The sequence below is a fragment of the Kitasatospora sp. NPDC001539 genome (genome assembly GCF_040298565.1).
Lineage (GTDB): Bacteria > Actinomycetota > Actinomycetes > Streptomycetales > Streptomycetaceae > Kitasatospora.
The window spans coordinates 1-13,747 of sequence record NZ_JBEPAK010000009.1; the positions used below are offsets into that span (position 1 = coordinate 1).

12 protein-coding genes and 1 pseudogene are annotated in these 13,747 nt (G+C 71.7%); 9 read left to right on the forward strand and 4 right to left on the reverse strand.

The genetic code is table 11. The features are described from left to right. The first annotated feature begins 120 nt into the window (after positions 1-120). The 8 genes and pseudogenes from mshD (at position 121) to pstB (ending at position 9,909) form a co-directional block, all read left to right on the forward strand. Complete coding sequence (gene mshD / locus ABT247_RS03545) at positions 121-1,095, forward strand: mycothiol synthase (protein WP_350737261.1); 975 nt, start codon at positions 121-123, stop codon at positions 1,093-1,095. Between the two features lie 483 nt (positions 1,096-1,578). Continuing rightward, positions 1,579-3,657 (forward strand): annotated as a pseudogene (locus ABT247_RS03550) (RNA degradosome polyphosphate kinase); the annotation flags it as partial. Positions 3,658-3,779: 122 nt separating this feature from the next. After that, on the forward strand, positions 3,780-4,901 hold the full coding sequence (locus ABT247_RS03555; RefSeq protein ID WP_350737267.1) for a CHAD domain-containing protein: 1,122 nt from the start codon (positions 3,780-3,782) through the stop codon (positions 4,899-4,901). 1 nt (position 4,902) lies between these two features. Further along, the gene (locus ABT247_RS03560) at positions 4,903-5,553 is read left to right on the forward strand and encodes an NUDIX hydrolase (RefSeq protein ID WP_502892375.1); all 651 of its coding nucleotides are present in this window, start codon (positions 4,903-4,905) and stop codon (positions 5,551-5,553) included. A gap of 203 nt (positions 5,554-5,756) precedes the next feature. Then, positions 5,757-6,890: a phosphate ABC transporter substrate-binding protein PstS gene (pstS, locus tag ABT247_RS03565; protein WP_350737270.1), complete on the forward strand. Its 1,134-nt coding sequence runs from the start codon at positions 5,757-5,759 to the stop codon at positions 6,888-6,890. A 152-nt stretch (positions 6,891-7,042) separates the two neighbouring features. Continuing rightward, positions 7,043-8,020: a phosphate ABC transporter permease subunit PstC gene (pstC, locus tag ABT247_RS03570; protein ID WP_350737272.1), complete on the forward strand. Its 978-nt coding sequence runs from the start codon at positions 7,043-7,045 to the stop codon at positions 8,018-8,020. Further along, positions 8,017-9,090 (forward strand): phosphate ABC transporter permease PstA, encoded by a 1,074-nt coding sequence (gene pstA / locus ABT247_RS03575; protein ID WP_350737275.1) that lies wholly within the window; start codon positions 8,017-8,019, stop codon positions 9,088-9,090. The genes pstC and pstA overlap by 4 nt, the downstream gene beginning before the upstream one ends. Positions 9,091-9,132: 42 nt before the next feature. Continuing rightward, positions 9,133-9,909 (forward strand): phosphate ABC transporter ATP-binding protein PstB, encoded by a 777-nt coding sequence (pstB, locus tag ABT247_RS03580; RefSeq protein ID WP_350737278.1) that lies wholly within the window; start codon positions 9,133-9,135, stop codon positions 9,907-9,909. 120 nt (positions 9,910-10,029) lie between these two features. Here pstB and ABT247_RS03585 read toward each other — a convergent pair whose 3' ends face one another. Further along, the gene (locus ABT247_RS03585; protein ID WP_350737281.1) at positions 10,030-11,025 is read right to left on the reverse strand and encodes an inorganic phosphate transporter; all 996 of its coding nucleotides are present in this window, start codon (positions 11,023-11,025) and stop codon (positions 10,030-10,032) included. Between the two features lie 5 nt (positions 11,026-11,030). Next, a complete protein-coding gene (locus ABT247_RS03590; RefSeq protein WP_329489086.1) occupies positions 11,031-11,651 on the reverse strand; it encodes a DUF47 domain-containing protein in 621 nt (206 codons plus the stop codon). Between the two features lie 360 nt (positions 11,652-12,011). On the opposite strand from ABT247_RS03590, the gene ABT247_RS03595 reads away from it, so the two are divergent. Further along, a complete protein-coding gene (locus tag ABT247_RS03595; protein ID WP_350737284.1) occupies positions 12,012-12,422 on the forward strand; it encodes a metal-sensitive transcriptional regulator in 411 nt (136 codons plus the stop codon). Positions 12,423-12,479: 57 nt separating this feature from the next. Here ABT247_RS03595 and ABT247_RS03600 read toward each other — a convergent pair whose 3' ends face one another. Both ABT247_RS03600 and ABT247_RS03605 read right to left on the reverse strand, forming a co-directional pair. Further along, positions 12,480-12,662, reverse strand: coding sequence for a hypothetical protein (locus tag ABT247_RS03600; protein WP_350737290.1), 183 nt, complete (start codon positions 12,660-12,662; stop codon positions 12,480-12,482). Between the two features lie 182 nt (positions 12,663-12,844). Beyond that, a complete protein-coding gene (locus ABT247_RS03605; protein WP_350737292.1) occupies positions 12,845-13,744 on the reverse strand; it encodes an SCO4651 family lipoprotein in 900 nt (299 codons plus the stop codon). Positions 13,745-13,747 lie beyond the last annotated feature (3 nt).

The following is a 13,747-nucleotide window of genomic DNA, read 5'->3' on the forward strand; positions in this document are numbered from 1 at the left end:
GATGGTACTGCAGGGGGGACCCTGTGGGAGAGTAGGACGCCGCCGAACAATTCTTCTGAAGAACCCCCGATCCACCAGGATCGGGGGTTCTTCGCATTTCCGTTGACGTATCGTCGGTGCATGGATGATCAGACAGCGGTCACTGCGATCAGCGTGCTCAGCCCCTGGCAGCGCGACGGCGCCCTGCGTGTCCTGGCGGAGGCCCAGGCGGTGGACGGCCGGGCCGCCGTGTCCGAGCAGGGCCGGCTCCGGCTGCGGAACGCCGAGGCGGCTCGCCCTGGCGTCACCCACGTCGTCGAGGCGGAGGCCGGGCCGGGGGCCAACGCCGTTCTCGGCTACGGCCAGCTCGAGGTCCCCGAGGGCCGGGACGCCCGTCCCGCTGCCGAGCTGGTGGTCGATCCGGCCGCCCGCGGGCGCGGCCTGGGCCGTCCGCTGGTGGACGCCGTCCTCGCGGAGGCCCACCGGGCGGGCCGTGACGCGGTGGACTTCTGGGTGCACGGCGGGCACCCGGCGGCCCGGCACCTGGCCGAGGCCTACGGGGCCGAGCTGGTGCGCGAGCTGCGGCAGATGCGTCGCAGCGGTCCGCAGACCGAGGCGGTGCCCGTTCCCGAGGGCGTCGAGCTCCGCACCTTCCGCCCGGGGGAGGACGACGCCGAGTGGCTGCGACTCAACGCCCTGGCCTTCGCCCACCACCCGGAGCAGGGTGCCTGGACCGCCGATGACCTGGCCGAGCGCCTCGCCGAGCCCTGGTTCGATCCGGCCGGCTTCTTCCTCGCCACCCGGAACGGCAGGGTGGTGGGCTTCCACTGGACCAAGGTGCACCCCGCCACTGCCACCGAGCCGCAGCTCGGCGAGGTCTACGTGGTCGGGGTGGACCCGGCCGAGCAGGGCAGTGGACTGGGCCGCGCGCTGACCGCGGCCGGCCTGCGCCATCTGACGGGGTCCGGAGCCGGCGAGCGTGGACTGGAAACCGTCCTCCTCTACGTCGACGCCGACAATCCGGCCGCTGTGCGGGTATATGAACGACTGGGATTCACCGTTCGCGAGGTGGACCTGATGTACCGAGTCCAGTACCAGGCGGACCGATCCGCCTAGCCACGCTGCGGTCGGGCGACCGCCGCAGTACGGCCGGGTCGATCGGGCGGCCCGGCGGCCCCGCCGATGCGCGCGACCGCCCGGGCCGCACCCGGGCGGTCGACGGCGCGGGACGGAAGACGGCACCGCCCCTAGCCCCGACCGACTCAGCTTTCCTCCTGGCCATGCGGTGTTTACCGTGGATTCAATTGCTGCCGCGAAGATCACAGGATGAAGTCCGTAGTGTCTCGCTCGTGCAGAGTCGACCGCCATTCCCCGGCCGGTCCTGTACGGACCGCGCCCGGTGGGTGGGCGCTGTTCCCGGGAGCGGCCCGGAGTGAGGGCGACGGCCCGCAGAGCCATTCGTGTCCGGACGGCGTCCTGTCGCTGGAGGAGCTGGAGCCCATGAGCATCCCCCGCCCCGTCTCTGCCCCGCTGTCGCCGACGGCCCGGATGTCCGGTTCGCTGGGCATCCCGCCGGAGCTGCCGGCCGCGGACGAGCAGGACCTCGAAGCACTGCCGCAGGGCCGCTTCCTGGACCGCGAGCGCAGCTGGCTCGCGTTCAACGAGCGCGTCCTGGAACTGGCGGAGGACCCGGGGATACCGCTCCTGGAACGCACGAAGTTCCTGGCCATCTTCGCGAGCAACCTGGACGAGTTCTTCATGGTCCGGGTGGCCGGGCTGAAGCGCCGCATCGCCACCGGCGTCGCCCAGCGCAGCGCATCGGGCCTCCAGCCGCGCGAGGTGCTGGACCTGATCTGGACCCGCTCGCGCGAGCTGATGGCGCGGCACGCCGCCGCCTTCCAGCAGGAGGTCCTGCCGGACCTCGCCGCCGAGGGCATCGAGGTGGTCCGCTGGTCGGAGCTGGCCGAGAAGGAGCAGGCCCGGCTGCACACGCTGTTCCGGCAGAAGATCTTCCCGGTGCTGACCCCGCTGGCCGTCGACCCGGCGCACCCCTTCCCGTACATATCGGGGCTCTCCCTCAACCTGGCCGTCGTGGTGCGCAACCCGGTATCCGGCCACAAGCACTTCGCCCGGGTGAAGGTGCCGCAGTCGCTGGCCCGTTTCCTGGAGGCCTCGCCCCAGCGGTACGTGCCGCTGGAGGACGTCATGGGCGCCCACCTCGAGGAGCTCTTCCCGGGGATGGAGGTGCTGGCCCACCACGCCTTCCGGGTCACCCGCAACGAGGACCTCGAGGTGGAGGAGGACGACACCGAGAACATCCTCAAGGCCCTGGAGAAGGAGCTGATGCGGCGGCGCTTCGGCCCGCCGGTCCGGCTGGAGGTCGAGGAGTCGATCGACCCCTACATCCTGGACCTGCTGGTGCGGGAGCTGAACATCACCGAGGCGGAGGTGTTCCCGCTGCCCGGGCCGCTGGACCTGACCGGGCTGTTCGGGATCGCCGAGCTGGACCGCCCGGAGCTGCGGTACCCGAAGTTCGTGGCCGGTACGGCCCGTGGGCTGACCGACGTCGAGTCGGCCTCGCAGCCGGACATCTTCGCCGCGATGCGCGAGCGCGACGTGCTGCTGCACCACCCGTACGACAGCTTCTCCACCTCCGTGCAGGCCTTCCTGGAGCAGGCCGCCGCCGATCCGGACGTGCTGGCGATCAAGCAGACCCTGTACCGCACCTCGGGCGACTCGCCGATCGTGGACGCGCTGATCGACGCGGCGGAGTCCGGCAAGCAGGTGCTGGTCCTGGTCGAGATCAAGGCGCGCTTCGACGAGCAGGCGAACATCAAGTGGGCCCGCAAGCTGGAGGAGGCCGGCTGCCACGTGGTCTACGGCCTGGTCGGGCTGAAGACCCACTGCAAGCTGTCGCTGGTGGTCCGCCAGGAGGGCGACATCCTGCGCCGCTACTCGCACGTCGGCACCGGCAACTACCACCCGAAGACCGCCCGGCTGTACGAGGACCTCGGTCTGCTCACCTCCGACCCGCAGGTCGGCGCGGACCTCTCGGACCTGTTCAACCGGCTCTCCGGCTACTCGCGCCGCGAGTCCTACCGCCGGCTGCTGACCGCGCCGCGGGGCCTGCGGGACGGTCTGGTCGCGCGGATCCACAACGAGATCGCCCACCACAAGGCGGGCCGGCCGGCGTACGTGAAGATCAAGGTCAACTCGATCGTCGACGAGGCCGTGATCGACGCGCTGTACCGGGCCTCGCAGGCCGGGGTGCCGGTGGACGTCTGGGTGCGCGGCATCTGCGCGATCCGGCCCGGCGTGCCCGGGCTGAGCGAGAACATCCGGGTGCGCAGCATCCTGGGCCGCTTCCTGGAGCACTCCCGGGTCTTCGTGTTCGGCAACAACGGCGATCCGGAGGTCTGGATCGGCAGCGCCGACATGATGCACCGCAACCTGGACCGCCGGATCGAGGCGCTGCTGCGGATCACCGACCCGGCGCACCGCGCCGAGCTGTCCGGGCTGATCGACCTCGGGATGTCGGACGAGACGGAGTCCTGGCACCTGGGGTCGGACGGCGCCTGGACCCGCCACTCGCTGGACGCCGAGGGCCGGCCGCTGCGACACGTCCAGGACCTGCTCATCGACTCGCGTCAACGCCGCCGGGCCGCCACCTCGCGCTGACGCGTCCACTGATGCGAGCCGCCGGAGCGGTTCCGGGCCCTCCGCGCCCGACGGGAACGCGCTCCGGCGGTCGGCCACCAGCTCCGGGGGACGGCTCCGGGGGAACGGGGATCTACCACGCCATGACCGATGCGCCGATGACGGCCCAGGCGGCCTCCACAGCGACCGCCGGGGACATCCTTTCCCGCCATCTCACCGCCCAGGCCGGCGCGTTCCTGCGCGCCCTGCCGCTCGCGGTGGGCGAGGTCGGCGCGAGACCGGGCACGGCCGCGGTCGTCCCGGCGGCCGGTACCGCCGACCTGCTGCGGACGGTCCGGCGGATCGGCGGGCTGCTGCACACCTTCGGCGCCCTGTTCGAGCAGACGTGGGCCCAGGAGTCGCGCACCGAACTGCGGTGGCTGCTCAACCTGTTGGCGCTGGAGCCCGGTTACGCCCGCCGCTCGGCCCGGCTGCTGGGCGCGCTGGACTCGCTGAGCGGCACCGCCCCGGAGGGCACCGGCATGCTGGCGGGGCACGCGGGCGCGCCCAAGGCGCGGGCGCTGCTGGACCGGCAGCTGACCCTGGCCCGGACGAGGGCGCACTCCACGGTGCTCCAGGAGCTCCGCTCGGCCCGGCTGCACGCGCTGGCGGACCGGATGACCCTGCTGGTGGGGGAGGCGCCGCTGCTGGAGGCGGCCGGCGGCCGGGCTCCGGTGGTGCTGCTGCCGCAGGCGGCCGCCGCGTTCACCGCGCTGGCCGCGACCGCCAACCAGCTGCCGCTGCAACGGGCCGCGACGCCGTACGGCGGTGACGGGCTGCGCCGGCTGGGCGCGGTGTCGCCGTCGGCGGCCGCCCCGGGGCAGGAGAGGCCCGGCGCACGGGGTGCGGCGGACGCGGACAGTGCGCTGGCGGCCGACGACGCGCCCTGGTCCCGGCTGCGGATCCTGGTGAAGCGGGCCCGGTACGCGCTGGAGGTGTGCGGTCGGCCGTCGCCCGAACTGGACGAGCTGGACGCGGTGCTGGGCCGGCACCAGGACGCGGCGGACGCCGCGGTGACCGCCGCGACCGCGGCGCGCACCCCGCGGATCACCCCGGCGACCGCCTACGTGCTGGGCGTGGTGCACGCCGACCAGCGCCTGGAGGTGGAGGCGGCGCGGTACGCCTTCGGCCGCCGGTGGCCGGACCTGCCGCCCGGCCTCGACGGCTGGCTGGAGATCCCCCCGGCCGACGGCTGGGGGCACCCTCCCGCACCGCGGACGGCCTGAGGTGGGCGACCGCCTGGGCAACGGCCGTACCCCGGGTGCCGACGCCGGGCGCACCGGTGAGGGCGGGCACCCGGATCCGGGACACCGCCCGGGCGACAGCCGGCTGCCCGGCCCCGGACCGGCCGCCGGCGCCGTGCCCGGAGCGGCCCCCGGAGCGGCCCGGGCCCCGGTGATCCTGGCCGCGGGGGCGGTGCTGTGGCTGCCGGGCCGGCCGAAGCCGAGCGGCCGGCTGGGCCGGCCGCGGGTCGCGGTGATCCACCGCCCGAAGTACGACGACTGGAGCCTGCCGAAGGGGAAGCTCGACCCGGGCGAGGGGGTGGTCGGGGCGGCGCTGCGCGAGGTGTGGGAGGAGACCGGCTTCCACTGCCTGCTCGGCCCGGAGCTGCCGACCCAGCACTACCTGGCGCAGGGCCGTCCGAAGGAGGTGCGGTACTGGGCGGCGGTGCCGACCAGCGGGGCCTTCCGCCCGAACCGGGAGGTGGACCGGCTGGAGTGGCTTCCGGCCCGGAAGGCCAGGGCGCGGCTGACGCACGACCGGGACCGGTTGCTGATCGACGCCCTGCTGCTGGTACTGGGTTCGAAGCCCGTACGGACGGGCGGTGGGCCGCCGGCGGGGGAGGGTGGAAGTGATCTCCCCGCGGCCTCGCCGTGACGCAACCGTTACTACGTGACGTAGTTTCCTGACATCCGTTCGAGGTTCACTCCGCGTTCACTTGCGACCGGCTGTCGTGTCACCTGCCCGGCCTAACTTCGGGATCACCGGAGGGCCGAACGGGCCCCGGACCTCAGCAAAACCCGCGCCCGGTCGTCTGCGGACGGCCCGCGACGGGCAATGCCACAGAAAGGGACACCCCTGTGAAGCTCCAGCGGAACGGCCGCTCCAAGGCCCTCGCCATCGGTGCCATGGCGCTCGTCAGCTCGCTGTCGCTCGCCGCCTGCGGTTCGGACGACAACGGCACCACCAAGGCGTCCGGTGGCTCCGGCGGCACCACTGCGGCCTCGTCGATCAACTGTGGCAAGGCCGGTTCGCTGATCGCCGCCGGTTCGACCGCCCAGGGCGCGGCGATGGACGTGTGGAAGACCACCTACAGCGCCGCCTGCTCCGGCACCACCATCAACTACCAGGGTGGCGGTTCCGGTGCCGGCATCCAGCAGTTCAACCAGGGCAAGATCCAGTTCGCCGGCTCCGACTCGGCCCTCAAGCCGGCCGAGGTCGACTCCTCCAAGGCGGTCTGCTCCGGCGGCCAGGGCATCGACCTGCCGATGGTCGGCGGCCTGATCGCGCTGGTCTACAACGTCGACGGCCTGGACAACCTGGTGCTGGACGGCCCGACCGCCGCCAAGATCTTCGACTCGCAGATCACCAAGTGGAACGACCCGGCGATCGCCGCCCTGAACCCGGGCGCCAAGCTGCCGGACGCGGAGATCCAGACCTTCCACCGCTCGGACGACTCCGGCACCACCGAGAACCTGACCAAGTACTTCGCCGCCGCCGGCAACGGCGCCTGGTCCTACCCGGCCGGCAAGGCCTGGGCGGGCAAGGGCGGCCAGTCGGCCAACGGCAGCGCCGGTGTCTCGGCCCAGGTGAAGCAGGTCAAGAACTCGATCAGCTACGTCGAGCTCGCCTACGCCCAGACCAACAGCCTGAAGAGCGCCGCGATCAACACCGGCGCCGCCAAGCCGGTCGCGGCCACCGCCGAGAACGCCGCCAACACCTTCGCCAAGGCGCAGGTCGCCGGCACCGGCAGCGACCTCGCGCTGAAGCTCGACTACGCGACCAAGGAAGAGGGCTCCTACCCGCTGGTCCTGGTCACCTACGAGATCGTCTGCGACAAGGGCAACAAGGCCGACACCCTCGACACCCTGAAGTCCTTCCTGACCTACACGGCCAGCGACGCCGGCCAGAAGGCCGTCGGCGAGAAGGGCTACGTCCCGCTGCCGAAGACCCTCACCGACAAGGTCAACGGCGTCATCACCACCCTGGCCTGACCCGTCAGGCCGACCGGTGGGACGGCCCCCTGAGCGAGGGGGGCCGGGGCCGTCCCACCGGGACCGACCGACCCAGCACCAACGTCCGGGGCACCGCCGCCATGGTGCCGTCCCCCTTCCGGGGCGGCGCCACCAGACCGGAGTAGACCAAGATGACTTCATCCTCCCCTGCCGCCCCGCGAGGCAGGGAACGCCGACAGCGTGACAGCCGCGTCGGCGACAAGATCTTCATGAACCTCGCCCGCGGCTCGGGCATCCTGCTGCTGGTCATCATGGGTGCCATCGCCGCGTTCCTGGCCTGGCGCTCCGCCCTCGCGCTCAGCACCGACCAGGGCAACTTCCTCACCACGTTCGAGTGGACGCCGGACGCCCCGAAGCCGGTCTTCGGCATCGCGGTCCTGGCGGTCGGCACCATCGTGAGCGCCGTCATCGCGATGGTGATCGCCGTTCCGGTGGCGATCGGGATCGCGCTGTTCATCTCGCACTACGCGCCGCGCCGGATCGCCCAGCCGTTCGCCTACCTGGTCGACCTGCTCGCCGCCGTCCCCAGCATCGTCTACGGCCTCTGGGGCGCGCTCTTCCTGGTCCCGCACATGAACGGCCTGACCAGCTGGCTCAACGACTACCTGGGCTGGACGTACGTCTTCGACCAGACCAGGACCGGCACCCCGCGCAACCTGTTCACCGTCGGCATCCTGCTGGCGATCATGGTCCTGCCGATCATCACCGCGGTCTCCCGCGAGGTGTTCCGCCAGGTGCCGCGGATGCACGAGGAGGCGGCGCTCGCGCTCGGCGCGACCCGCTGGGAGATGATCCGCACCGCGGTGCTGCCGTTCGGCCGCCCCGGCATCATCTCGGCCTCGATGCTCGGCCTCGGCCGCGCGCTCGGCGAGACCATCGCGGTCGCGGTGGTGCTCTCCGCCAACAACGTCCTGTCGCTGCACATCCTCGACGCGGGCGGCGGCACCTTCGCGCAGAACATCGCGCTGAAGTTCGCCGAGGCCGGCGACAACGGGCGCAACGCGCTGATGGCCTCCGGTCTCGTCCTGTTCGTGATCACCCTGCTGGTGAACGGCGCCGCGCGACTGATCATCGCCCGCCGCAAGGAGTACTCGGGGGCCAACGCATGACCGCCGTCACGACCGTCCCCTCGGACGCCCGGCCGCTCGGCCGGACGCTGACCGCCAACCGGCTGCCCAAGTGGGCCCCGCCCGTCACCGTCGCCGGCTCGATCGCCGTCGGCTGTGCGATCGGCGCCGTCGGCGGCCTGCGCAGCCACCTCCAGTGGGGCCTGATCTCGGCCGTGCTCTTCCTGCTGGCCAGCTACCTGGTCTCGGCCCAGGTCGAGGGCCGCCGCCAGGCCAAGGACCGGCTCGCCACCTCGGTGGTGTGGGTCGCCTTCATCCTGGCCGTCGTCCCGCTCGTCTCGCTGACCGTCTACACGGTGCAGCAGGGCATCGAGGTGGTGAACGGGAACTTCCTGAGCCACTCGATGAAGGGCGTGATCCAGTCCGGCCCCGGCGGCGGCATCTACCACGCACTGATCGGCACCCTGCAGCAGGTCGGCCTGGCCACCGCGATGGCGGCCCCGCTGGGTCTGCTGACCGCCGTCTACCTGGTCGAGTACGGCCGCGGCCGGCTCGCCAAGGCCGTCACCTTCTTCGTCGACGTCATGACGGGCATCCCGTCCATCGTCGCCGGTCTGTTCATCCTCTCGCTCTGGAACCTCGCCCTGGGCTTCGCCTACTCCGGCTTCTCGGGCAGCCTCGCGCTGGCGATCCTGATGATCCCGGTCGTGGTCCGCTCCACCGAGGAGATGCTCAAGCTCGTCCCGAACGAGCTGCGCGAGGCCTCGTACGCCCTCGGCGTGCCGAAGTGGAAGACCATCCTGCGGGTCGTCCTCCCCACCGCCATCGGCGGGATCACCACCGGCGTGATGCTCGCGGTCGCCCGCATCACGGGCGAGACCGCCCCGGTGATGATGCTGGTGTTCGGCGCCGACGCGATCAACACCAACCCGTTCGAGGGGCCGCAGCAGTCCCTGCCGATGTACATCTGGCAGCAGTACTCGATGGTCAACAACGACTTCGGCTACGCCCGTGCCTGGGGTGCCGCGCTGGTGCTGATCGCCTTCGTGATGGGGCTCAACCTCATCGCCCGGGGCATCGCACGCTGGCGCTCGCCCAAGGGCGGACACTGACCGACCACTGACGTACGAAGACAGACGAGAGAAGCAACGATCATGGCCAAGCGCATCGACGTCAGCGGACTGTCGGCCTACTACGGCACCACCAAGGCCATCGAGGACATCTCGATGAGCATCGAACCCCGTTCGGTGACGGCCTTCATCGGCCCCTCCGGCTGCGGCAAGTCCACCTTCCTGCGCACCCTCAACCGGATGCACGAGGTGATCCCCGGCGCCCGGGTCGAGGGCAAGGTCCTGCTGGACGACGAGAACCTCTACGGCGCCAACGTCGACCCGGTCGCCGTGCGCCGCTCGGTCGGCATGGTCTTCCAGCGGCCGAACCCCTTCCCGACCATGTCGATCTACGACAACGTGGTCGCCGGGCTCAAGCTCGCGGGCGTGAAGAAGAAGGCCGTCCTGGACGAGGTGGTGGAGCGCTCGCTGAAGGGCGCCAACCTCTGGAACGAGGTCCACAACCGGCTGAACAAGCCGGGCGCGGGCCTGTCCGGCGGCCAGCAGCAGCGGCTGTGCATCGCCCGGGCGATCGCGGTCGAGCCGCAGGTCCTGCTGATGGACGAGCCGTGCTCCGCGCTCGACCCGATCTCCACCCTCGCCATCGAGGACCTGATCGGCGAGCTGAAGTCGCAGTTCACCATCGTCATCGTGACCCACAACATGCAGCAGGCGGCCCGCGTCAGCGACCGCACCGCCTTCTTCAACCTGGCGGGCGTGGGCCAGCCGGGCAAGCTGATCGAGCTGGACGACACCCAGCGGATCTTCTCCAACCCGTCGGTCCAGGCGACCGAGGACTACATCTCCGGCCGCTTCGGCTGAGCCGCCGGACCCCCGGCTGTCCCGCGGTGCTGCATGGCGGTGCCGCCGCGGGGCATGAGAAGGGCCCGCCCCCGAGATGTGGGGGCGGGCCCTGTCGCCGTTTCCGGGACCGTTGCGCGCTCAGCCCCAGAACAGGTGCACGAACCAGTACACCAGGGCGGCGACGAGGGCGGCCGCCGGCATCGTGATGAACCAGCCGAGCACGATGTTCTTCGCGACGCCCCAGCGCACCGCGCGGATCCGCTTGGTCGCCCCGACGCCCATGATCGCCGCGGTGATGACGTGGGTGGTGGAGATCGGCGCCTTGAAGACGAACGACGTGATGTACATGACCGCCGAGGAGGTGGCCTCGGCCGCGAAGCCCTGCGGCGGGTCCAGCTCGATGATCTTCCGGCCGAGGGTGCGCATGATCCGCCAGCCGCCCGCGTAGGTGCCGAGCGACAGCATGGTCGCGCAGGAGATCTTCACCCAGACCGGGATGTCACCGGTGGTCTGGTGGCCGGAGATGGTGAGCGCCATCACCACGATGCCCATGGTCTTCTGGGCGTCCTGGAGGCCGTGCGCCAGCGCCATCGCGGCGGCCGAGGCGGTCTGGGCGACCCGGAAGTTGCGCTTGGCCCGGTGCGGGTTGGCCCGCCGGAAGATCCACAGGATCGCCAGCATCACCACGAAGCCGCCGACCAGGCCGACCACCGGGGACACGATCATCGGAATGACGATCTTGTCGACGACCCCGTTCCAGATCACGTCGATGCCGCCGGCCAGCGCCGCGCCCACCATGCCGCCGAACAGCGCGTGCGAGGAGGAGGACGGCAGGCCGAAGTACCAGGTGACGAGGTTCCAGGCGATCGCACCGACCAGGGCGGCGAACAGGATCGCCATCCCCTGGTTGCCGCTCGGGGTCTCGATGATCCCCTTGGAGACGGTGTGCGCCACGCCGCTGCCCAGGAAGGCACCGGCCAGGTTCATCACCGCGGCCATCGCGAGCGCGGCCTTCGGGGTGAGCGCCCGGGTGGAGACCGAGGTGGCGATCGCGTTGGCCGAGTCGTGGAAGCCGTTGGTGTAGGTGAAGAAGAACGCAACGCCGATGACGGCGATGAGTGCTGCCATGTCCACGTGGGTCAGGACTCCTTGACCGCGATGGTCTCCACGGTGTTGGCGACGTGCTCGAACGCGTCCGCCGCCTCCTCAAGGACGTCCACGACCTGCTTGAGCTTGAGCACCTCGATGGCGTCGTACTGGCCGGAGAACAGGTGGGCGAGCAGCTTGCGGTGGATCTGGTCGGCCTGGTTCTCCAGCCGGTTGACCTCGATCCAGTACTCGGTGAGGTTCGACATGGTGCGCAGGTTCGGCATCGCCTCGGCGGTCAGCTCGGCGGCCCGGGCCAGCACCTCGATCTGCTGCTCGATGCCCTTCGGCAGGGTCTGGATGTCGTAGAGGACGACCAGGTCGACGGCCTCCTCCATGAAGTCCATGATGTCGTCCAGCGACGAGGCCAGGCTGTAGATGTCCTCGCGGTCGAACGGCGTGATGAAGGAGGAGTTCAGCTGGTGGAAGACGGCATGGGTGGTGTCGTCCCCGGCGTGCTCGGCGGCGCGCATGCGCTCGACGATCTCCGCGCGGGCCGAGACGTCTGATCCCAGCAGTTCCAGCAGGAGCTTCGAGCCGACGACCAGGTTCTCCGCCGCGGCGGCGAACATGTCGTAGAAGCTCGTCTCCTTCGGGGTCAGGCTAAAACGCACGGAAATCTCCGATGTGCGGGGTAGGGACTGAACGATGCTAGGTGCAACCGAGCGCAATCACGCAAACGGGGTGGTACCGGGGGAGGAGGAACCTCCCCTTCCGTTCGGCTACCGGACCGGCTGACCCGCACCGCACGACGGGGGTGCGGACGGGAGCCCCCAGTCTGACGGAACCCCGCCCGGATCGCCCCCGTCGTGCGCGTCCGGGACGGGGGCGCCGCTCAGACGGGTGAACCGCGCCGGGGCCCGCGCCGGGCCGTCCGGCACATGCCGGGTGGGCCGTCGGAACACCACGGGAGGCCCGGGTGTTGGACACTGGAGGCCGACGCAGCCACCAGGCACTCAGACGAAGGCGGGCCGATGACCACGACGCAAGCGCGCACCGAGCCGGACCACGCGCACGGGGCCGGGCCCGAGGCCGACACCGCACCGGGGGCCGACACCGCCGCCGCAGCCGAGGCCGTCGACGGGCACCAGGGCGGGCACGGCCCGCACGGCTACAGCGCGCAGAAGGACGCCCACCTCAAGCGGCTGCGCCGGATCGAGGGCCAGATCCGCGGCCTCCAGCGGATGGTCGACGAGGACGTCTACTGCATCGACGTGCTCACCCAGGTCTCGGCCAGCACCAAGGCGCTGCAGTCCTTCGCGCTCTCGCTGCTGGAGGAGCACCTGCGGCACTGCGTCGCCGCGGCCGCCGAGCAGGGCGGCGTCGAACTGGACGCCAAGGTGGCGGAGGCCACCGCCGCGATCGGCCGGCTGCTGCGCAGTTGAGCTGCGGCTGACGTCCGGGAGGGGCGCGGCCGAAGCGCCCGGCCCGGTGGCCCGCCGTCAGCCCTCCCGCTCGCCCCGGCCCGGCTCCACCCGGTCCAGCAGCACCTCGTCGATCCGCTCGGTCGGCAGCCGGTCGCCGCTGCTGGCCGTTGCGGCGATCATCAGCTCGCCGGCCAGCTCGATCTCGTCGAGGGCCGCGTCATCGTGGCCGCCGCTGCGGCCGCCCGTGGACGACACCACTCGCACCACCCCTTCAGTGCCTCGCCAGCCCGGGCGGCAGCCACCCGACGTCCAGCCTAGGCACTCCGGGGCCCGTCCACATGGCACGGACGGGCCATCTCGGCGCCGCCGAAACGGGTGGCCGTCGCTCCCCGGACGGCCACCCGCACCGGTGGCGCCCCGTCTCGCCCCCGTACCGCGTGCTACTTCGGGCTCTCCGTGGGCTTCATCTGGTAGATGTCCGAGGCCGGCGGCTCGGCCGCCTCGACCGGCTTGCCGAAGTCCGACAGCGACGTCGTCGACGTCACCTTCACCTGGTCCTTGGCCTCCTTCGACCCGGCCACCCCGGCGAAGGTGAACACCTCGACCACCTTGTGCAGCCGCCCCTGGTCGTCCAGCCAGGCGTCGTACGGGACCTCCTTGACGGTGAAGGTCTGCCCGCCCATCCGCAGGCCGTCGCCGCCCCGGCCGCCCGTCGCGTCGGCCGCCTTCGCCAGGTCCAGGGTGCCCCGGTAGTGGTGCAGCGGGGCACCGTCGACGGTCTCGGTGCCGACCAGGTCGGCCTTCTGCACGCCGCGCAGCGCACCGGCCGCCGACGCCGGGTCGGTGGCGCCGCTGCTGACCAGGTTGCCGTCCGGCAGCTGACGGACGTCCAGCTTCACCCACTTGCCCTCGGGCACCTTGGCGCCGCTGTTCTGCAGGTAGACGGTGCCCGGCAGGACCACCTCGACGATCTTCCCGGTGGTCGCCGCGCCCGGCGGCACCTGGACCTCCAGCCGGCCGATCCGCTTCACGTAGTCGTAGCCGCCCGTCCCGCTGAAGGACGCCTTCTTCTCCGCGGACTCGGTGACCAGCTCGGTGGCGGCGTGCGCGGAGCCGGTGCGCCCGGTGATGTCGGCGGCGTTGCGCACCGCCGTCAGCGGGTCGGCGGCCAACTGGTCCGGAACGGCCGACCCCTGGTCCGAGGAGCCGCCGCCGGAGGCGGCCGAGCACCCGGCGGCTCCCGCGGCCAGGACGGCGGCGAGCAGGGCGGCCCCGGCCGCCGAGCGCAGCTGCGGCCCCGGGCGGCGCGCTGGCCGCCCGGTTCGCTGTTGGTCGGTCATCTT